Source organism: Janthinobacterium sp. SUN033, assembly GCF_030397595.1.
Classification (GTDB): domain Bacteria; phylum Pseudomonadota; class Gammaproteobacteria; order Burkholderiales; family Burkholderiaceae_D; genus Janthinobacterium; species Janthinobacterium kumbetense.
Genome location: NZ_JAPQNV010000005.1, coordinates 246,399 through 265,960 on the forward strand (window position 1 = coordinate 246,399; position 19,562 = coordinate 265,960).

A 19,562-nucleotide genomic window follows, 5' to 3' on the forward strand; every position below is an offset into this window, starting at 1 on the left:
GCCGAATATTGTCTCGCCGGAATTGCAGACCAAAAGGTGATAGCTATGATGACGCTTCGTTGGTTGGGAATATCATTAGTTGTTGTAATTTTATTTTTTGGTTTTTTATGGCTCAATGCCTTATCGAAGAGTCAGGCGCGTGAAATTGCATCCCAGTTGCAGGCGCAACAGCCAACGAAACCTGTGGAATCTGGGCAAGAATACGTGCTGGAAGTGATCGGATTCGGTGTGACAGTGGACAAATACCGTCAGGGTAAATTGTGGGAAGCTTTGCAAAAAGGAAGTGCTTATACCAGCATACGCGAACAAGACCCCAAGAAATACCCATGGACGGGTGATGACAAGGATGGGGAGGGCGGCAGTAGGGCCTACGATGCGCTGGAAAATGGCATCAATTTCACTCCGATGAACTGGGGCTTGCCATCCTTCTATGCAGGTACTCCCATCCTCGACCCGGCCGCACAACCGAGTTTGATAGAGCCGATGGCGGGACTCGTGGCTGGCGCTGGTACGGGGGGCATGCCCTTGCATCTATTTTCCGTGGCTTCATGGAAGTTGGATGAACATCCCGATCAATTGCTGATTGATGTTTTTGATTTTTTCGATAAGCATCCTGACGTACCCTACGTCGCCTTACACTCGGAGGACAGCGTTGGTACGCGGGATGGCAACCGGAAGCCAGGTACTGCAAGGAAATTGGTAAACGGATATTTCATTCCAGATATGCCCGATGCCACGGCAGTATTTATCCTTGCGCGCCGAGAGCGAATAGAACCGTTGCGCCCTTTTGTATGGGATGACCCAGCGAATAAATTCGTTAGGGAACAACTCCGTGCCATGTACAACGAACTGATGCAATCGCTTCCCTCACGCGAGAAACAGAAACGACCTGACGCCTTCAGCGAGCGTCAACCCACCGTCGCCGAATGGCTCGCCGCCGCCGCTACCTTCGCTCAGCGGCCCGATATCCGCGGCGTGGGCTTGCATACCTTCGATAAACTCAACCCATGGGAAAATCGTCCGCCGCGCGACTGGAAACCGACGCCGTGGTTCCCCATTCCATGGAACCGGGAACAGATGGAAACCTTCGACCGCTTGCCCTCGTTCGGTTTCGTGCACCGGCCCGTATTCGTCAAATTTACGGATGAGGAAGGCAAGCCTGTCACGCGGCGTGATGCGCGCCAGAAGATATTCAATGCTGGCTGGCAGCAGGCACTGCAGACCTTGCCGGAAGCGGAGCGCGGCAAGGGGCCGGCGCGCGTCGTGGCCGGTACGGGCAAGCAGCCGGAACAGTTGCTGATGCTGGAAGGCATGTTGCATGACTACGCGGCACAGGGCGGCCCGGAAATCGACAGCGGCAAGAGCGCGCAGTTCATCAATACCGATCATCGCCTGGGCAATACCGGTGCGGCCACCTGGTTCATGCAGATGGCCATCGGCGTGATGGGCAGCTATCGCGACGGTGGCGCCAGTGCGGCGATCAATCTGCGTGACAATAACGAGGCGAGCATTATCTTCATCACACCGCCACCGGACGCAACCCGCAAGAAACAGGATGCCGGCGGCGATATCTTCCGCAGCCGTATCACGCCAGCCGTCGACCCCGCAAACTACGCGGCGCCATCGGTGGAAGCCATCCTGGAAAGCCAGGCGGGACAATGATTCTGGAGGCAGCATGCGCAAAGTCATCCGGTTGGGCGACGCCACTTCGCACGGCGGCAAGGTGCTCAGTTGTGCCGCCACGCATTTTACGGTCAATGGGATTCCTGTCGCCTGCGTCGGGGACTTGTGCAGCTGCCCCATCAAGGGACATCAGGGTTGCAAGATTGCCAGCGGCTCATCCCGGCACAGCATCAACGGCATCGCTATCGCCTTCGAAGGCGATAGCACCACCTGCGGCGCCAAGTTGCTCGCTGGCGGCGCCAGCTTCCGCACGTCCTGACGTCCGCTCCTCTTGGTATTTCCTGGTAACTATATAATCTGCGCTTGGGCGATACCCGCCCTTGAACGTCGATGAAGGAATGCCATGCCTGGATCCATGCCTAGATATATCGTGCGCCCCTTGGCGCTGTGCGTAGTGTCGGCTGTGTGCCTCTCTGCCAGTGCCGCCGAGGCGGTGGCGGTGGATGCGCAGCAGCGCGCGTCCTTGCTGGAATTTTATGCGCAGCAATATCCGGGCGAGCCGGCTGCGCGCACCGTGTTCGAGAGCGTGCCCGTGGTGGGCGGACGCGGCAGCGAAGTGGTGGGCAGCGTGGAAACGGCGCCGTATCGCGGTCATGGCGCGCTGTGCCGCACGCAGCGCACCAAGTTCGTGCTGCACGGCGAGGGCAGGCAGGCGCGCTGGCAGGAGGCGGGCATGGAATATTTTGCCTGGCTCGACCGCGGCACTTGCCGCGCCGTGGCCGAACCCGTGCGCATGCTGCAGCGCGTCCCCGATGCGGAACTGGAAGGCGTGTTGCTGTACCAGAAACCGCTGCTGGAGCGGGCGCGCTTATTGATGGCGGGTAACACGGCCTGCGCCCCGTTGCGGGCGCTGAAGTTTGCGCTGGCGGCCGTCGACGTGGGCGCCGCCGCACCGCGCGCCGAAGAGCGCTATGCGCTCGTGTTCAAGAGCGACCGCGACAGCTACGCCCGTGTCTGGCTGCGCAAGAGCGGTGCCCAGTATGACGCGTGGAATGTGACTTGCCCGCCAGTGCTGTAAGCTGCGCCCCCTCGATTGTTTTTTTTGACTGTTGCAACCATGAACGAAAATTCCACTTCCGCCCGCAGCTGGGGCACCATCGTCACGCACAGCGACGAGATGGCCATCATCTACCGCTATGTCGACACTTTCCATGACGATTGGGACCTGTCGTCGCAGCCGGACCGCATCATCATCGCCTGGCGTTATGAGGACGAGACGGGCATGCCCGCGCCGAACGAGCGCGAGCACATGGAAGAGCTGGAAGCGGCGCTGGCGCCCGTGGTGGAAGAGCAAGGCTTCGCCACGCTGGCGCTGGTGTCGACGGGCGAGAACCTGCGCGAATGGATTTATTACACGCAGTCGGGCGAAGAATTCTTCAATCGCCTGAACACGGCGCTGGCGCCGCGTCCAAAGTTCCCGATTGAAATCCGCAGCGCGGCCGACCCCGCCTGGTCCACGTATGCAGGCTTCATGGCCGCGTTACCGAAGTAATTACGTCAATGAATTACGTCAACGCGGCCGTCACGATGCGCGTGGCGGCCGTGATGATGTCCTGGTTCGTGTCCGCTTTTTTCTGTTCGCGCGTGTAGTACACGGCGATGATCAGCGGCGCGCCGCTGGCCGGGTAGGCGACGCCGATGTCGTTGACGCTGCCATACGCGCCCGAACCCGTTTTATCCGCCACCTGCCAGCCGGCAGGCACGCCGGCGCGGATGCGCTTGTCGCCCGTCGTGTTGCCGCGCATCCACGCGTCCAGTTGCTGGCGCTGCGGTGCCGGCAAGCTATTTCCCAATAACAATTGCTGCAAGCTGTGCGCCATGGACGCGGGGCTGGCCGTGTCGCGCACTTCGCCGGGGATGGCGCTATTCAATTCCGTTTCCCAGCGTTCCAGCTGGAACACCGTATTGCCGATGCTGCGCGCAAACGCCGTCACGGCTTGCGGTCCGCCCAATATTTTCATCAAGAAATTAGCCGCGCTATTGTCGCTGTACTGCAAGGTGGCGGCGCACAGGTCGGCCACGTTCATGCCGTCGGCCAGATGCTTTTCCGTGATGGGCGAATACGTGACCAATTCTTTTTTCTCGTAACGCACGTGCTGGTCCAGCAAGCCCGGCTGGCTGACGCTGCGGGCCAGCACGGCGCCCGCCAGCATGGCCTTGAAGGTGCTGGCCAGGGGGAAGCGTTCGTCGGCGCGATAGGCAACGCGCTGTTCGCTGCCGTGGCGCCAGGCGGCAACGCCGAGGCGTCCGCCTGCGGCCTGTTCCAGCGCGGCCAGCTGCGTCTGGGCGGCGGCGATGCCGGTGGCGGGCGCGGCAAACAGCAGCGGTGTCGGGCACAGCAGGGCGGTGCCGCCGGCCAGCAGGAGGTGGCGGCGGACGTGGTTCAGGGATTCAGTCATGGTCGGTCAGTGTTGTTGAAGTGGAAAGGGTGGCCAGCAGTTCGCCGATGGCAAGCAGGTTGGCCGGTTTGGTCAGATGGTGGTCGAAGCCGGCCGCGCTCGATTGGCTGCGGTCGTTTTCGGCGCCCCAGCCCGTCAAGGCAACGAGCACGACGTTGGCGCCGGCCGGTATCCGGCGCAGTGCGCGCGCCACTTCGTAGCCGTTCATGCCGGGCAAGCCGATGTCGAGGAAGATGACGTCCGGTAAAAATTGCGGCGCCACGGCCAGGGCCTGTGCGCCGTCGTGGGCCACTTGCGTGGCATGGCCCATCATGTCGAGCACGGCGGCAAGGGTATCGGCCGCATCGACATTGTCGTCGACCACCAGCACGCGGAAATGCGGGCCGCCGGCGGCGCTGGCGGGCGTGGCCACTGTTGCGGGCGCTGCCGCTGCCTCCGCCAGCAGGGGCAGGCGCACGCTGAAGGTGCTGCCCAGGCCGGCGCCGGGACTGGCCGCCGTGGCGCTGCCCCCATGCAACTCGGCCAGGCGCCGCACCAGCGACAGGCCGATGCCCAGCCCGCCCTGCGCGCGGCCCATGTTTTGCCCCACCTGCGTAAACATGTCAAACACGGTCGTGATCGACTCGGCGGGAATGCCGACGCCGCTATCCTTGACCTCGATCAATGCCTCATTGCCATCGCGCCGCGCGCGCAAGCTGATCTGGCCACCGGCCGGCGTGTACTTGGCGGCATTGTTGAGCAGATTGCCCAGCACTTGCGCCAGGCGCGTGGGGTCGGCCTCGAGCGGCAGCGCCTGCTCATCGACTTGCACCTGCAATTGATGGCGGCTGGCCTCGATCAGCGGCATGCTCGTTTCCACGGCGCTGGCGATGATGGCTTTCAGATCCGTGCGTTCCAGCTTGAGTTCGATCTGCCCCCGCGTGATGCGGGCCACGTCCAGTAAATCATTGACCAGATGCACCATCTGATTGACTTGCCGTTCCATCACGTCGCGCACTCTCGCCACGGTGGCAGGCTTGTCGGCGGCCAGGCGCATGATTTGCAAGCCGTTGCGGATGGGCGCCAGCGGGTTGCGTAGTTCGTGCGCCAGCGTGGCCAGGAATTCCGTCTTGCGCCGGTCCATTTCGGACAGATTGTCGGCCAGTTGGCGCAATTGCTGCTCAGAACGCTTGCGCTCGCTGATGTCGCTGAACAATACCGTCAGCAGGCGGCTGCCGGGGCCGCCCAGGCGCGCGGCGAAGACTTCGAACCAGCGCTCCATGGCCACGGCTTCGTTTTCGTAGCGTACGGGCTCGCCGGTCTTGACGACCTGGTCGTACAGGTCGAACCAGTGCTGGTCATGGTCGGGCACGAAGCTGCGGATGGTCTTGCCGATGGCATTGTCTAGTCCCGATTGCTTGACGAAGGCGGGGTTGCCTTCCAGGTAGCGGAAATCGACGGGGCGGCCTTGCTCGTCGTACAGCATTTCGATGACGCAAAAAGCCTGGTCCATCAGCTCGATCAGGGTGCGGTAGCGCTCCTCGCTGCGGCGCAGCGCATCTTCCACCTGTTTCTGGCGCGTGATGTCGAGCAGGACGCCGGGCAATTGCAGGGGCGTGCCATCGGGCGCGTATTCCGCGCGGCCCCGCGCGATGACCGAGCGGTACTGGCCATCGCCGGCGCCGACGCGGTAGCTGGCCTCGAACGGCGTGTGCGCCTGCAGCGCCTGGGCAATCTGCGCGCTGACTTGCTCGCGGTCATCGGGATGGATGATGTCCAGGTAGCGCGCCAGCGGCGCCGCCGTGGCCGCATCGGCATTGACGGGGAACAAGCGCGCCATATTGCTGTCGGCCGTGACCCGGTCTGCCACGATGTCCCAGTTCCAGGTGGCCACTTCGCCGGCCGCCAGGGTCAGGCGCAGGGTTTCCTCGTTCTGCTTGCTGGTCGTCAAGTCGAGCGAAATGCCGGACAGGGCGATCACGTTGCCGGCGCCATCGCTGGCGCAGGTGCCGCGCATGTGCGCCCAGTGCAGTGAACCGTCGGGCCAGCGCACGCGGATGTCGATTTCGAAATCGCTGGCGCTGGCGATGGCCGCGTGCACCACCGTTTGCCAGTGCTGCAGGTCGCCGTCGAGCATGGCGCCCGTCAACTGCGCGTAATCGATGCGGCTGTCAGGCGGCAGACCCAGGTTCGCCTTGAAGGCGTCGGAGCCGGCCATGCTGCCGCTGCCCAGGTCGATCTCCCACGTACCCATGCGGCCGCCCTGCATGGCCAGGCGCAGCCGCTGTTCCGTTTGCCGTTGCCGCGTCACGTCGCTATGCGAGCCCAGCCACTCAACGATGCTGCCATCGGGCGCCAGCACGGGCAGCATGCGCACGAGCATGTTGCGGTAGGCGCCGCTGACGTGGCGCAGCCGGTATTCCGCTTCGAACACGCTGGTCAGGTGCGATGGCATGACGTAAGGCAAGTTGCGGTCATCGGGATGCAGGGCATTGACCCAGCCGCGGCCCAGCAGTTCGGCCTCGGTCTGGCCCGTGAAGGCGCGCCAGGATGGCTGGTCGGCATCGAACTGGCCGAAGGTTTTCGTGCTCCAGACGATGTCGCAATGGGCGCTCAGCAGCAGATGCGCCGCCTGGGCGGCGACGGTGGAGGACGGGACGGCGTTGCTGGGCTGGCTGGGTTCTGGCATGGAGGCTATCGACGATGGTGCAGGGGGGCGCCGCCGCACTGGAATGGGGCGGTCTGGCAACTTCATTCTGGCGATATTACAACTATTTTTACCCTCGGGGCTGTCTCGCAGGGCAGCAATTCCGCTTTCGGCTGGCCTGGCGAAAAGGCGCGTCACGCGGCATGGCATCGGAGGAAATAGCAAGGCGAGCACGCTATTGTGGCTGAATAACCACTAGTCTGGCCTTTATGTTGATGAATGAATATTTTACATAACAATATTCTTGCAGCGTATAAGGCGCTTGAATTAAATTGGCGCCTTACTTAAAAGTTGGTGTTCATCAGACATCCCGGAGATGCGGCCAGAACCGCTGTCAGCTTGGACGACAGCCAGGGCAGAGCCAGTGACGCCGAGAGCGGAGAAACATCCGCTCGCGCTGTTGCACCGAAATGGTGCAAACGATCATCCAGCGCCGTACATAACCCGGAGACAGGTTTCGCAATTCTTTTTTAAACTTCTGGGAAACAACATGATCAAGATGTCCAAGATGCACAAGCGTTTGTGCGCCAAAAGCGCTGCTATGCTGGCACTGTCCGCTGCCTTGCCTATCGGCTCGGCTTATGCTGATGAAGTCGCTGCTGATACGACCCCTGCCGCCAGCCAGCTGGAAACCGTGACCGTGACGGCGCAGCGCCGCAAGGAAAATATCCGCGACGTGCCCGTCTCCGTGTCGCTGCTGCGTGATGAAAAGCTCGACGTGCTGGTGTCCGGTGGACAAGACATTCGCGTGCTGGCCGGCAAAGTGCCGAGCCTGAACGTGGAATCGTCGAATGGCCGCACCTTCCCCCGTTTCTACATCCGCGGCTACGGCAATACCGACTTCAACATCTTTGCATCGCAACCTGTTTCCCTGATTTACGACGATGTCGTGCAAGAAAACCCTATCCTCAAGGGCTATCCGATTTTCGACGTGGCTGGCGTGGAAGTGCTGCGCGGCCCGCAAGGCACCTTGTTCGGCCGCAATACGCCTGCCGGCGTGGTCAAGTTCGAATCCGTCAAGCCGAACCTGGACAAGGTTGAAGGCTATTACAACGTTTCCGCCGCCACGCACAACACCACCAATTTCGACGGCGCCGTCAACGTGCCGCTGAGCAAAGAATGGGCCATGCGTGTCTCGACCTTGCGCCAGCACCGCGACGATTACGTCGACAACACGTTTACGGGCCAGAAAAACGCGCTGGACGGCTACAACGAACACGCGGAACGCGTGCAACTGATGTATGCGCCGAACGGCACGTTCAACGCCCTGTTCAACGTGCATCAGCGCAGCACCACGGGCAGCGCACGCGTGTTCTTCGCCAACGCCATCAAGCTGGGCACGAATGACCTGGTCGACGGTTTCAATCCGACCAAATCCTACACCGATGCCTTGAACTTCCAGGAGCTGCGCACCAATGGCGCCAGCGCCCGCCTGAGCTGGGAACTCGACGGCGTCAAGCTGTACTCGATCACCGGTTTCGAACGCGTGGGCAAGTATGTGTCGCATGGCGACATCGACGGTGGCGCAAAAGGCATGGTGCCAGCGATTCCATTCCCGGTGGAAACTGCTGGCGGCATCAAGAGCGTGAAACAATACTCGCAAGAATTCCGCGCCGAATCGAAAAATGCCGGTCCGCTCAATTGGCAGGCTGGCGTGTACTACTTCAACGAAGATGCCAACGGCTACACGGATAACTTCGGCGGTAGCGACCATGCGCTCGTTTCGCACCTGGCCAGCCGCCAGAAAAACAGTGCCTGGGCCACCTTCGGTTCCGTCAACTATGCCGTCAACGATGACTTCATGCTGCGTGCAGGCTTGCGTTACACCAAGGACAAGAAGGATTTCAACACCGTTGAAGCGGACCGTATCGTCCAGATTTCTCCGACCAGCGCCGATGTCAGCAAAGCCAAGGTCAACTGGGACCTGAGCGGTACCTACAAGTACAACAAGGACGTGAACTTCTACGGCCGTGTCGCTACCGGTTTCCGCGCGCCAAGTATTGCGCCAGCCAGCGACAAGGTGTCCGTAACGGTTGCCGACGCGGAAACCATCACCTCGGTCGAAGCGGGCATCAAGGCCGACCTGTTCGAGCGCCGTGCCCGCGTTGCTTTCAGCCTGTACAACTACCAGGTCAAAAACCAGCAACTGACGGTCGTGGGCGGCACCTCGAACGTGACGCGTTTGATCAACGCAGCCAAGACGAATGGCCGCGGCGCGGAACTGGAACTGGAAGGTTTTGTTACGCCTAGCCTGAAGATGTCCCTGGGCGGCAGCTACAACTTCACGGAAATCAAGGATCCGAGCCTGTCGGTGGCCACGTGCCGCAGCTGCACCGTGACCGATCCGAAAAACGCCGCCGGCTTCGCCATCATCAATGGCAATCCGTTGCCGCAAGCGCCGAAGTGGACGGTTACCGCCACGGGCCGTTATTCGATCCCGATGGAAAACGGCGAATTCTTCGTCTTCACGGACTGGGCTTACCGCAGCAAGATCAACTTCTTCCTGTACGAGTCCACCGAGTTCACCGGCAAGCCGATGGTCGAAGGTGGCTTGCGCGTGGGCTACACCTGGGATGCCGGCAAGTATGAAATGGCCGTTTTTGGCCGCAACATCACCGACACCCAGCGTATCACGGGTGCCATCGACTTCAACAACCGCACGGGCTTCATCAATGAGCCACGTCAGTTTGGCGTTCAATTTAAAGGCAACTTCTAATTGCCAGACTTCAGGTGCCGGCCATGTGCTGGCGCCTGCATTGCTACCCGCCCGGTTCGCCGTGGCGGGTTTTTTTATGGGTGCTCGGGAAGCTGCGCCAGCCGCCGCGCCCACGCGGGAATGGCTTGCCGCCAGAAATCGTCGATGGACTCGGCGCGTACGTCGAGACCGAGGAAGCGGGCGGCCGGCAGCAAGGCCGACGCCAGCAGGTCGGCAGCATTGCTTGCCGTATCGAAGGCGAGGGCGCCCGTCTGCTTCGACAGTTTTTCGCCACTGTCGTTCGTGACGACGGGCACGTGCAAAAAGCCGGGATGGGGCAGCCCCAGCACATCCTGCAGATACAGCTGGCGCGGTGTGGAATCGAGTAAGTCCGCCCCGCGCACCACCTGCGTGATGCCTTGTGCGCCATCGTCGACGACGACGGCCAGCTGATACGCCCAATAGCCATCGCCGCGCAGCACGATGAAGTCACCCACTTCGCTGGTCAAGTCCTGCCGCTGCGGGCCGGCCCAGCGGTCGGCAAAAGCGTACACCGCATCGGCCCCTTGCGGCACCCGCAGCCGCAAGGCCCGTGCCGCCTTGCCTGGCGCCAAGCCGTGGCGGCAAGTGCCCGGATACACGGTAGCTGCGCCCTTGGGCCCGCCCGCCTGCAGCACCGAATCCTGGATCTCCTTGCGCGAACAGCCGCACGCATACACAAGGCCATCATCCTGCAACTGTTTCAGCGCCGCCTCGTATAGCGGCAAGCGCCGGCTCTGCCACGTCGCCTCGCCATCCCACTGCATGCCGCAGCGCTGCAGGCTGGCCAGGATGCCCCGATCGGCACCCTCGACATTGCGGTCATAGTCCAGGTCCTCGATGCGCAGCAGCCACGTTCCATGATGCACCTTCGCATCGAGATAACTGGCCATGGCGGCAACGAGCGAACCCATGTGCAGTGGGCCGGAGGGCGAGGGGGCGAAGCGGCCGATGTAGGGGACGGGCGTTGAGGTCATGCAAAAATTTTTATGAAAATCTGATGTGCTGGTGTCGCAGAGTTGATTGGCATATTGTAAGTCTGCAATGGAAAGTATCGTTCAGAGTGAAAAGTAAGTCAAATTCGAACTTGATTTTTTAATTTTTTGCTCTTAAAAATAGTTTTTTAAATTGTCTTCCATGCATACTAATATAGATAGTGGCAAATAATTGATGTCGTAAGATTGTGAGGGTCATAAAATGCATCTACCTCGCCCCATGATCCAGATTGTGGAAGAGTAAGTTGGAAGTTTTCAAAAAACCATCCCCTCATTTTTTTCGTGTATTTCCCTTCCGATTTTGATTGAATTTCATTAGTATTTTTTTCTGGTCCAATATCCCAGAATTTTATATGGCCATTATTTTTTTCAAAAAAAACAATTGCAATTATGGTTTCTTTCGGTTTATTTTCGTTTTTTAATGTTGTCTTGTAAGATATTATCTCGCCATCTCTTTTTATCCAATCCTTCCATATTTGTTTTTTTGATTGTGATAGTAAATCATTTCGTTTCATACCTCTGAATAAGGTAATGAATTTTCCGATATTGATGGATCCGTCAGTAGTATTTATTTTCATAATTTATCTCATTTTAATTTTATTTTTGGACCAATTTTTACAACCTTGGTTTTGAAATCGGATAGGAAAAATTGTTTGCCTCCACCATTGCCAAAAATAGTGGCATCTTGAGCCATTGCAATGCTAGTTGCTACACACGTATCTTTTTTAACTTTATAAGCCTGTACGTCTGGACGATAACCAAATTTTCTATGCGGTAATACTTGCAGTAATTCACCTAGCTTTGACTTGCTTTCAGATGCTTTTGTCAATGTATCATCGTCAAAATAAAATCCTGATTGTCCTGGAACTCCTCCGTAAATAATGGTATTTGCTTTCAAGATCGTATTTTTCCAGTTGTCTCTACCTTTGTATATACCATGTCCTTGCCATTGGCTTGCCCAAGCTGCTGGATTTTTGCCAATACATGGATCGCAATTTGTATTTTTATTGCATTTTTTTGATAACCCTAGTGGGTCGACCCAACCAGTTGGATTTGTTGCATATCTATAGCTATTTAATCCTCCCAGTAATTTGATGGGATCTTGCGTCAGGTAACGTCCTGGCTCAGGGGCATAATACCTATAGCGATTGTAAAACAGCCAAGTCTCTTGATCTTCATACTGCCCCTGAAACCGCAGCGGCTGCTCGATTTCCCCTTCCACATGCAGCAAGCGCCCCCAGGCTTTGTAGCGCCCGCTCCAGACCACGTTTCCTTGCGCATCTGTCAGCTCGCGTGGCGTGCCCAGGTGGTCGCAATGGTAGTGGGTGATGCGGTCGTGTGCTGCGGCGCCGCCGGCTGCTGCCTGGATACCTTGCCATGCCGATACATGATGCGCTTCAATGTCCGCCTGTTCTTGCGCAATGGCTGCCTGCAGTTCGGCGTCGTGCCGGGTGGCGGGTAAATCCCACTGCGCGATGCGCGGCAGGTAGACCGCACTTGCCTGGCGGCAGGTTGGCGAACTGATCCTGGCCAGCGGCACGAAGCTGTCTGGCTCGTACAAATATGTGACCGTTTCTTCGTGTCCAAGTTCCTGCGCCAGCGTGTCACCGTCCCAGACGAAGAAGGTGGTGGCGGCGCTAGTGCGTACGGGCTGGTCTTTGGTGATGTCCTGCCGATTGCTCCAGTGTGCTTCTTCTACCCGCTTGGCGATGCGGCGGCTGAAGGCGTCATAAAAATAGCGGGCGCGGTGGCGCGACTGGCGTTCTGTCCTGGTGGTGTGGCTGAGGCGGTTTTCGGCGTCGTATTCAAGCGCCAGGTCGCTCCACGTCGATTCCCTGCCCGGTGGATGGAAGCGCTTGCCGGTGGCGTTGCCTTGCTCGTCGTAGTCGTATTCCGTATCGCCGTAGCGTTGCAGGACGTTGCCGGCGGCGGGAGCCGTGTCGAGCAGATTGCCGGCCGGGTCGAAGGTGAAGTGTTCGGCCAGGCCCGCTTGCACGGCAGACAGCAATTGCCCGACGGGGTCATAGGCGTAGCGCAGATTGCCAAGCGGGCCGGTGGCCGTAGTGCCCGTCTGCAAGATGGTGCGCAGGTTGCCTTGCGCATCGTAGTCGAAGCGGCGTTCGCGCACAGGGGCGGGCGCGTCGGCGCCGCGTGCCAGGGTCAGCTGGGTGAGCCGCGATTGCGGGTCGTACTGGCGCGTGGCCAGCAAGCCGCTGCTGCCCAGCTGCCGCTGCTTTTCCCGGTGCAGCTTGTCGCGCTCCACGTCGACCACGGCCTTGCCTTGCCACAGCACGCCATGCCAGTGGCCGGAGCCGTAGCGTAGGGTATCGATGCGGCGTCCGTTCGGCAAGACCGTCTGGATGCGGTTGCCCAGTTCGTCATAGGCATGCGTCATGACAAAGCTGGCGTCCGGTACGCGCGGGGCGTTCGGCAACCGTGCCGTCTCTGGCAAGTCTTGCAGGAAGCAGGCGCTGCGCTCCTCGATCAGCTGGCCCAGCGCATCGTGGACAAAGCGCTGTTCGGCTTGTGGCGCGGACACGGCCGTCAGGCGGCCCAGCGCATCGTAGGCGTAGCGCACCACGCCATCCGCCGTGGTCTTGACTTGCAACAAACCGAGCGCGTCGCGCAGCAGCTGCGTGCGCTGGCTGCCGCACTCGGTAGCCGTCAGGTTGCCGGCCTGGTCGTAACTGTATTCGGTGCGCTTGCCGTCGAAGCCTGTTTCCGACGTCAGCCAGCCTTCCGCGTGATACGCGAGCCGGTAGCTTTCGCCCTTGGCATTGATCAATTCCGTCAGTTGCAGCGCGCCATCGTAGCGATACTGCAAAGTTTGGCCGATGGCGTCCGTGCGTTCGACGGGCAAGCCCTGGCCGTTGTAGCGGTAGCGCGTTTGCTGACCGGCCGCATCCACGTGCAGGAGCAGATTGCCGTCCCCATCGTAGGCGTATTGCTCCCAGGTTTGACTGGGCGCCGTGAGACGGATCAGCCGGCCCAGCGCGTCATACTCATAGCGGGTGGCATGGCCCAGTGCATCGCGGGCCGCTGCCAGCCGCCCCAGCGCATCGTAGCGGTATTCGCTGGTGTGGCCGGAGCAATCCGTGTAGCTGGTCAGCGAACCCTGGCGGTTGTACTGAAAATGCTTGCTGCCGCCCCTGGCGTCGATCAGCTCCACCAGTTGGCCACGCTGGTCGTAGCGGTAGCGCGTGACGTGGCCCAATGCATCCGTGATGCTGACGGGACGGCCTGCCGCGTCGTATTCGCGCAGGGTGGTGTTGCCCAGCGCATCCGTGAAGGCGATAGGTTGATTTCCGGCATCGTATGCGATGCTGCTGCTGTGTCCCTTGGCATCGATGCTGCGGGTCAGGTTGCCGGCTGCATCGTAGGTGTAGCGGATAGCGGCGCCGTTGGCGTCGATATCGGCCAGCAGCATGCCGTCGCGGTCCCATTCGCGCCGGCCCAGCGAGGCGGTTTTGCCATTGATGACGCGGCGCACTTCGGTGACCAGCCAGTTGGCGTCGAAGGTGTATTCGAGGACGCCGCCGTTTTCCGTGACGCGGCTGGTGTCGTTGTCCACGTAGTCGATGCGTGTGTGCTCGCTGCCATCTTGGGCGCGCGTGGCGACGGCGCGCGCCTGGTAGCTGTTGGCCAGGGTGACGGGGAAACGTTCGACCAGCTCCTGCTCGCTCAAGGGGGAACCGCTCCAGCGGGCGCGCAGCGCGTCCAGGCTGATCCATTCCAGCTCGTAACTAAAACCCGTGTAGCTGCTGCACGACGTGAGCAGGTGGTGACGATAGCTGTAGCAACGCGTGTCACCGAGCGCATTCGACTGGCTGATCAGGTTGTGGCGCGGCGGGAAGGGCGCCAGGGTATCGTTCGTCTCGACGGCATAGGCGTAGCGGACGTGGCAGAGGCGGCTGCCGTCTGGCAACACCTCGTCGACTCTTCCGATGTGGATGGCCTTTTCCGACTCCCCGCGCATGGCTTCGAGCACGCCGCCATCGTCGCTGCGCAGGCGCAGCACTACTTCGCCCGGTTTTGCATCGATCAACCGTTCGATGCTGATGCCGCGTCCATCGCGCCCTTCGCTACGCACGAGTGCAAAGCGTTGCGTGGCGACGGGAGCGGTCGGGGCCAGCATGGCGTTGACGCCGTCGTAGCCATGCGGCAGCCAGCCGCCTTCAGCGCGCGCATAGCGGTCGATGCTGCCGTCGCGCCACAGCACGGTAAAGGTGTCGGCGCCGTCGCGCGTGAGCGTAAAACCTTCCTTGCGGCTGTCGTGCCGCTGGCCCGGTTCCAAACCAGGCAGGCGCAGGGCGCGGCCGCTGTCGTCGTGGTAGACGATGCCTGCCTTGCACAGCGACAGGCTGGTGGTGTAGGGCGTGGACCAGCGCGCGCCCAGCAAGCCCCCGTCTTCGCATTCGGCGCCGGAGCGGTAGCAGCGCGTCCAGGCGATGGGGATGCTGCGTTCGAGCGTGAAATCCGTCTGGTACAGGATTTCCTGCCCCGTGCCGAAATGCACGGGCTTGCGGCCCTTGACGGGTTTTTTCGCGGGGCCGCTATCCTTGGGGCAGCAGTCGGAAGGCGGCTCCGATTTCGGTTCTTTCTTGCCACGGCTCTTGCCGTCGTCGCCGCCGTTTTTTGGGGGAGGTTTGTCGAGTTTTGGCGGCGGCTTGTCCGGCTTTTTGCCGACCAGCTTTTCCTTCACCTTGTTGATGGTCGGCGCCGCTTTTTTGCCGAGAAACTTGCTCAGTATTTTTCCGCCGGGAATCTTGCTGAAGAGCGCCGTTTGCAGTAATGTGCCTGCCGCATTCGTGACGATGTCCGAGGCCGTACTGAGTAAATCAGGGGTCTTGCCTGTCAATATGTAGTCGGCCGCCTGGTCGAGCACCGTGGCCGACGCTTCCATGGCCGTGCCTGTCACAACGGTCACCGTGCCGGTAACCGCGCCAGTTGCTGCCGCTGTTTCCATCGCGGCAGCTGCCGGCAGGCCAACGCCGGTTGCCGCAGCGCCCAGTCCGGCGACACCCAGCACGGCACTGCCTGTCAGCACGGTGCCCCCCACGTCTACCAGATCTTCGGCGGTGCCATGCATTTTCTTGGAGCCATGATCCTTGTAATCTTGTGCCGCTTCCCGTGTCGCCGCCTTCAGTTCCTTGAGCATGGGCTTGGCCGCTTCCGCGCCCCGTTCATAAATCTTGCCCATCGTATTGCGCGAATTCATCCATACTTCGCGCCCCATCTGCACCAGGCCGGCGCCGTTGGCGCGGTGGATGGGGCTGGCGACCTTGGTGTCGACCTGTTTGCCGACGGTGCCGCTCTTGACGCCACCCGCCTTGCCGGCCGCGTCGCCCTTGACGGTGGGAATGATGCTGCGCTGGTGCAGGATGACGGGCTCGCTGTGCGACTTGACGTTGGGCGAGGCGTTTTGCGCCTCTGAAAATTCGCCGATGATGTTGTAGGGAATAGGTGGCGTGCTGGAGCCGACGGGTGTCTTGCAAATGTCGGGGCTGAGGCTGACGCAATAGAAGCGCGAGGCCTTGGTGACGGTTTCATTCGTCATGGTTTCTTGCCTTGCCCGGCGGCTTCGCCTAGCGCTTCCTGCGCCTGTTCCAGCAGTTCGATGCGGGCGATTTGCGCCGGCTCCATCACGTGCAGCAGGCGCGACGCGACCTGGCCCGCGTCGGCCGGTACGATGGCGCGCCACACCAGTTCCACGGTGGCGGCCTCGGGATCGACCAGCACCGTATCGATGGCCAGGCGCCGGACGAGCAACTGGTCGTTCTTGTCCGCCAGCAGCAAACACAGCACCTGCCGAGGCAGGGAAAAGCGCAGCACCGTGTTGCCGCGCGGGTCGATGCGGGCCGAGCGATGGTCGTGACGGCACAGATTGGTCAAGGTGAATTGTTCCAGTCCCGCCAGATGCGGGCATTGCTGGTCGGGCGGCGTGCTGTTCCAGTAGGCGAAATCGAAGTCTTCCGGCAGGGCGGGGATGTCGTCGGCATCCCATTGATCCTTGACGACGATGTTGCCGGCCAGCGCGCGGCGCGGCAGCCAGCCACGGCCGATAACGGCCAGCCCCGCTGGTGGCGGCAATTCCTTGCCGCCGGCGCCTTGCCAGAACTGGGCGGCCGTGCACGGCAGCGACGGCTGCGTGATACGGGGCGCGGGCAGCTCATCGATATGTTTCCCATCCAGGTACCAGTGCCGCGCGAAACCGCGTCCCAGGGGATTGGCCTGGCAGGAGTCGTGCGCCGCCGCGGTGCAGTCATCGGCCGCGATGCGGCATTGCCCGCCATACGCGTAGGCATAGTGCAGCGGCAATTGCAGGAACGCTACCGGTGCAGATAGCTGCCACGGATTGGGCCGCAGCAAGCCCACGGTGGCGATGCGGGCACAGCCTTGCACCAGGCGCGTGAGGACGGCTTTCTTGCGGAAGGCGCGTTCGCCGCATACCTGCAGGGTTTTGTCGATCAGGGTTTTCTTTTCCGATTGCACCTTCAGGTTGACGAGAAATTGCGGCATCGCCTGGCCGCGCGGCGCGTGCGCCACGCCATTGACGATCACGTCGCAACCCGGCTTGTATGGCGCGAAGTCGCTTTCCTGCACGGTGCCCGCCTGCGTGTCGTCGTCCAGGTGCAGGTCTTGCGTGGCCAGCGGCGACTGGCGCGCCATGGGCAGCAGGCTGGCCAGGCCATCCGCGCCGCAGGGGCCAAGCATGTAGCCCATGCGCGCCACCACCACATGGAAGGCCTCGCCAAACTGGTCGAGCATGTCGAACTGGCTGGCCGCGTGCGGCGTGCGGTTGTCGAACAGCAGGTTGGGGATGTTGAAATGGGCTGTGCCGGCGTCGTTCATCGTCAGCCCGGATTGTTGTCGATGTCGTCGCCATGGATCTGCACCTTCGATCTGCCGCGGATGATGATTTCATCGGCAACGAGTTCGATGCGACCCGGCGTGATGGTGATGCTGGACGTGCCCACCGTCATCGTGTGCGAGTCGGCGGCCGTGAGTGTGCTGTCGGCGCCGACGATGACGCTTTTCGCCAGGCCGATCTGCTCGGCCTGCGCCAGCACCACGGTGGTGTTCATGGCGCCGATGACGGTGGTCTGGTAGGCGGCGCCGATGGTCAGCACCTTGGCCAGGCCGATGGTTTCGTCCTTGGCCAGGGTCACCCGTTCCGAGCGGTGGCCGTCGATCTGCACCTGCTCGTTGCCGCCCACGTGTTCGCGGCGGTTGTCGCCAATGTCGATGTGTTCGTCATGGTCGACGCGCTCACGGCGGTTGTTGTGCACGGTGATGTCTTCATCGTGGTCCACCGTTTCCGTGCGGTCGCGCTTGACGTGCACGGTTTCATCGCGGTCGACGGTTTTGCGCCGGTCATTGCCCACCCAGTGCGATTCGTCATGCTCGACCTCGATGCGCTGGTCTTTTTCCGCATGCAGCCACAGTTCTTCCGCATCCTTGCGGTCTTCGAAGCGCAAGGCGTTGGCGTGCGCGGTCGAACCTTTCTTTGAGGAACGGCTCAGCATGCCGCTCTGCGTCTTGTTCGCCGGTAGCTCCCACGGCGGCATGTTGCGCGCGTTGTAGACGCAGCCGATGATGAGGGGCATGGCGACGTTACCGTCGAGAAATTGCACGGCCACTTCCATGCCCACCCTGGGCAGGCTGATGTGGCCGAAATTCGGGCCGGCCCAGTTCGATATCACGCGTATCCACGGCGAACTCTTGTCGTCGAAGGTACCCAGGCGGTCCCAGTGGAATTGCACCTTTACGCGCCCGTAACCGTCCGTGTGGATTTCCTCGCCGGGCGGCCCGACGACGGTGGCCGTCTGCACGCCGTAGATCTTCGGTTCGCGGCTGTGGAAATTGCGGCCGGGGCGCCAGGGGATGGCGCGGGCGATGCAGGTAAAGGTGTTGCTGTAGTGCGAAGTGGCGCCGTGTCCTTGCTGATAGTTGTTGCTGGCGTAGTGGTGTACGGACAGGATCAGGTATTCGCTGGCGGCGCTGTCGAAATGCCCGCCCAGGGTGAACCAGCGCCCTGGTTGCGCCGTGCGATCGTTGCCTTGCGCCTCGAACAGCTGTCCCTGGGCGTCGCGCTCTTCCATGCGGCGCCGGGCCAGCTGTTCTCCATCGTCGATGTTTTTAAAACCGTAGCTGCCCGTGTTTTCATACACTTCCAGCGATGGCACGGCGCCCTGACGGTTCAGCGAGTCGCGGCTGGCGCGGGCGCTGCGCGGATTCTTGAAATTGAAGCTGGCCACCGTCATCTGGCTTGGCGCCATGCGCCGCACGGTGCTCCATTGATGTACGCCATCGTCTTCCAGGGAGCCGGCCTGGTGCTGGAAGGGGATTTCACTCAGATCACCATCGATGGGCTTGCCGGATGTGCTGTCGTCGGACAGCCACAAGGTGTGGCCGTCAAGGCGGTGTTCGTAGCGGTAGTGCCAGCCCAGTTGTTCCCAGTGGCGGTGCAACAGGTTGTGGTCGCTCTCGTTGTGCTGGCACGTGTAGGTGATGGCGGGATCCGGGCCGCCGGGGGCCAGCTTGTAGTCGCGCATCAGGTAATCATCGAAGACCTTGTCCGTCAGCGCCGCCACCGTCAAACCGTGGAAGGCGACATTGTTTTGGCGCAAGTGCAGGTGCGACAGCCACGGTTCCAGCACCATCTCGTAAAACGCAAAACCGCCGTCCGTGCGCAGGAAGCGAAATTCAAATACGTAGCCATTGAAGTAGCGCAAGGTGCCGTCTTCGCGCACCAGGTCGACGGTCACCATCTTGCCCATCACTTTGTCGAGCGCGATGGCGGCGTCGTCGGACAGCACTTCCACCACATAGGAAAAGTCGCGCGACAGGCTTTCGCTCGCGGCAAGGCTGTTGGCCAGGAACTGGATACCGGCGGGGCCATCGCCCTGCGGAAAGTGCAGGCGCAGCAGGCGCTGGCCCTGCATGTCGCCCGTTATTGCCATCCATGCCGCCGTCGTATCGGGGAACTGGCTCATCGTGCATCGCTTCACGGTAGGGATCGTTGGCCGACTGTAGCAATAGCGAACACAAGCGTTTTGCGCGGC

At 61.1% G+C, this 19,562-nt stretch carries 12 protein-coding genes; 5 read left to right on the top strand and 7 right to left on the bottom strand.

What is annotated here, in order from left to right:
• Nucleotides 1-45 precede the first annotated feature (45 nt).
• From OX460_RS21695 to OX460_RS21710, 4 genes are all read left to right on the top strand, one after another.
• Complete coding sequence (locus OX460_RS21695) at nt 46-1,662, top strand: DUF2875 family protein (RefSeq protein WP_289899898.1); 1,617 nt, start codon at nt 46-48, stop codon at nt 1,660-1,662.
• 13 nt (nt 1,663-1,675) lie between these two features.
• Nucleotides 1,676-1,942, top strand: coding sequence for a PAAR domain-containing protein (locus tag OX460_RS21700; RefSeq protein WP_099665253.1), 267 nt, complete (start codon nt 1,676-1,678; stop codon nt 1,940-1,942).
• A gap of 96 nt (nt 1,943-2,038) precedes the next feature.
• Nucleotides 2,039-2,701 carry a hypothetical protein gene (locus OX460_RS21705; RefSeq protein WP_289899899.1) on the top strand — a complete coding sequence of 221 codons (663 nt, stop codon included), beginning with the start codon at nt 2,039-2,041 and terminating at the stop codon, nt 2,699-2,701.
• A 39-nt stretch (nt 2,702-2,740) separates the two neighbouring features.
• Nucleotides 2,741-3,175 carry a DUF695 domain-containing protein gene (locus tag OX460_RS21710; protein WP_289899900.1) on the top strand — a complete coding sequence of 145 codons (435 nt, stop codon included), beginning with the start codon at nt 2,741-2,743 and terminating at the stop codon, nt 3,173-3,175.
• A 13-nt stretch (nt 3,176-3,188) separates the two neighbouring features.
• On the opposite strand, the gene bla is transcribed toward OX460_RS21710, so the two are convergent.
• Nucleotides 3,189-4,082, bottom strand: coding sequence for a class A beta-lactamase (gene bla / locus OX460_RS21715; protein ID WP_289899901.1), 894 nt, complete (start codon nt 4,080-4,082; stop codon nt 3,189-3,191).
• Nucleotides 4,075-6,750, bottom strand: coding sequence for a PAS domain-containing protein (locus OX460_RS21720; protein ID WP_289899902.1), 2,676 nt, complete (start codon nt 6,748-6,750; stop codon nt 4,075-4,077). The genes bla and OX460_RS21720 overlap by 8 nt, the downstream gene beginning before the upstream one ends.
• 508 nt (nt 6,751-7,258) lie before the next feature.
• Here OX460_RS21720 and OX460_RS21725 point away from each other — a divergent pair.
• Entirely contained in the window at nt 7,259-9,484 is a 2,226-nt protein-coding gene (locus tag OX460_RS21725; RefSeq protein ID WP_289899903.1) for a TonB-dependent receptor, read from the top strand.
• A 74-nt stretch (nt 9,485-9,558) separates the two neighbouring features.
• Here OX460_RS21725 and gluQRS read toward each other — a convergent pair whose 3' ends face one another.
• From gluQRS to tssI, 5 genes are all read right to left on the bottom strand, one after another.
• Nucleotides 9,559-10,479, bottom strand: a complete 921-nt coding sequence (gluQRS, locus tag OX460_RS21730; protein ID WP_289899904.1) for a tRNA glutamyl-Q(34) synthetase GluQRS — start codon at nt 10,477-10,479, stop codon at nt 9,559-9,561.
• Between the two features lie 167 nt (nt 10,480-10,646).
• Nucleotides 10,647-11,075, bottom strand: a complete 429-nt coding sequence (locus tag OX460_RS21735) for a hypothetical protein (protein WP_251349857.1) — start codon at nt 11,073-11,075, stop codon at nt 10,647-10,649.
• 8 nt (nt 11,076-11,083) lie between these two features.
• Complete coding sequence (locus OX460_RS21740; protein WP_289899905.1) at nt 11,084-16,054, bottom strand: PAAR-like domain-containing protein; 4,971 nt, start codon at nt 16,052-16,054, stop codon at nt 11,084-11,086.
• Nucleotides 16,051-17,349 carry a DUF2169 domain-containing protein gene (locus tag OX460_RS21745; RefSeq protein ID WP_289899906.1) on the bottom strand — a complete coding sequence of 433 codons (1,299 nt, stop codon included), beginning with the start codon at nt 17,347-17,349 and terminating at the stop codon, nt 16,051-16,053. Before OX460_RS21745 ends, OX460_RS21740 begins: the two co-directional genes overlap by 4 nt.
• A 2-nt stretch (nt 17,350-17,351) precedes the next feature.
• The gene (gene tssI, locus OX460_RS21750; RefSeq protein WP_289899907.1) at nt 17,352-19,493 is read right to left on the bottom strand and encodes a type VI secretion system tip protein TssI/VgrG; all 2,142 of its coding nucleotides are present in this window, start codon (nt 19,491-19,493) and stop codon (nt 17,352-17,354) included.
• Nucleotides 19,494-19,562 lie beyond the last annotated feature (69 nt).

Bases quoted from the DNA above. Each gene is read 5' to 3' on its own strand.
- OX460_RS21735 (WP_251349857.1), bottom strand. From the start codon at position 11,075: ATGAAAATAAATACTACTGACGGATCCATCAATATCGGAAAATTCATT.
- gluQRS (WP_289899904.1), bottom strand. From the start codon at position 10,479: ATGACCTCAACGCCCGTCCCCTACATCGGCCGCTTCGCCCCCTCGCCC.
- OX460_RS21725 (WP_289899903.1), top strand. From the start codon at position 7,259: ATGATCAAGATGTCCAAGATGCACAAGCGTTTGTGCGCCAAAAGCGCT.
- tssI (WP_289899907.1), bottom strand. From the start codon at position 19,493: ATGAGCCAGTTCCCCGATACGACGGCGGCATGGATGGCAATAACGGGC.
- bla (WP_289899901.1), bottom strand. From the start codon at position 4,082: ATGACTGAATCCCTGAACCACGTCCGCCGCCACCTCCTGCTGGCCGGC.
- OX460_RS21695 (WP_289899898.1), top strand. From the start codon at position 46: ATGATGACGCTTCGTTGGTTGGGAATATCATTAGTTGTTGTAATTTTA.
- OX460_RS21700 (WP_099665253.1), top strand. From the start codon at position 1,676: ATGCGCAAAGTCATCCGGTTGGGCGACGCCACTTCGCACGGCGGCAAG.
- OX460_RS21705 (WP_289899899.1), top strand. From the start codon at position 2,039: ATGCCTAGATATATCGTGCGCCCCTTGGCGCTGTGCGTAGTGTCGGCT.
- OX460_RS21745 (WP_289899906.1), bottom strand. From the start codon at position 17,349: ATGAACGACGCCGGCACAGCCCATTTCAACATCCCCAACCTGCTGTTC.
- OX460_RS21720 (WP_289899902.1), bottom strand. From the start codon at position 6,750: ATGCCAGAACCCAGCCAGCCCAGCAACGCCGTCCCGTCCTCCACCGTC.
- OX460_RS21710 (WP_289899900.1), top strand. From the start codon at position 2,741: ATGAACGAAAATTCCACTTCCGCCCGCAGCTGGGGCACCATCGTCACG.
- OX460_RS21740 (WP_289899905.1), bottom strand. From the start codon at position 16,054: ATGACGAATGAAACCGTCACCAAGGCCTCGCGCTTCTATTGCGTCAGC.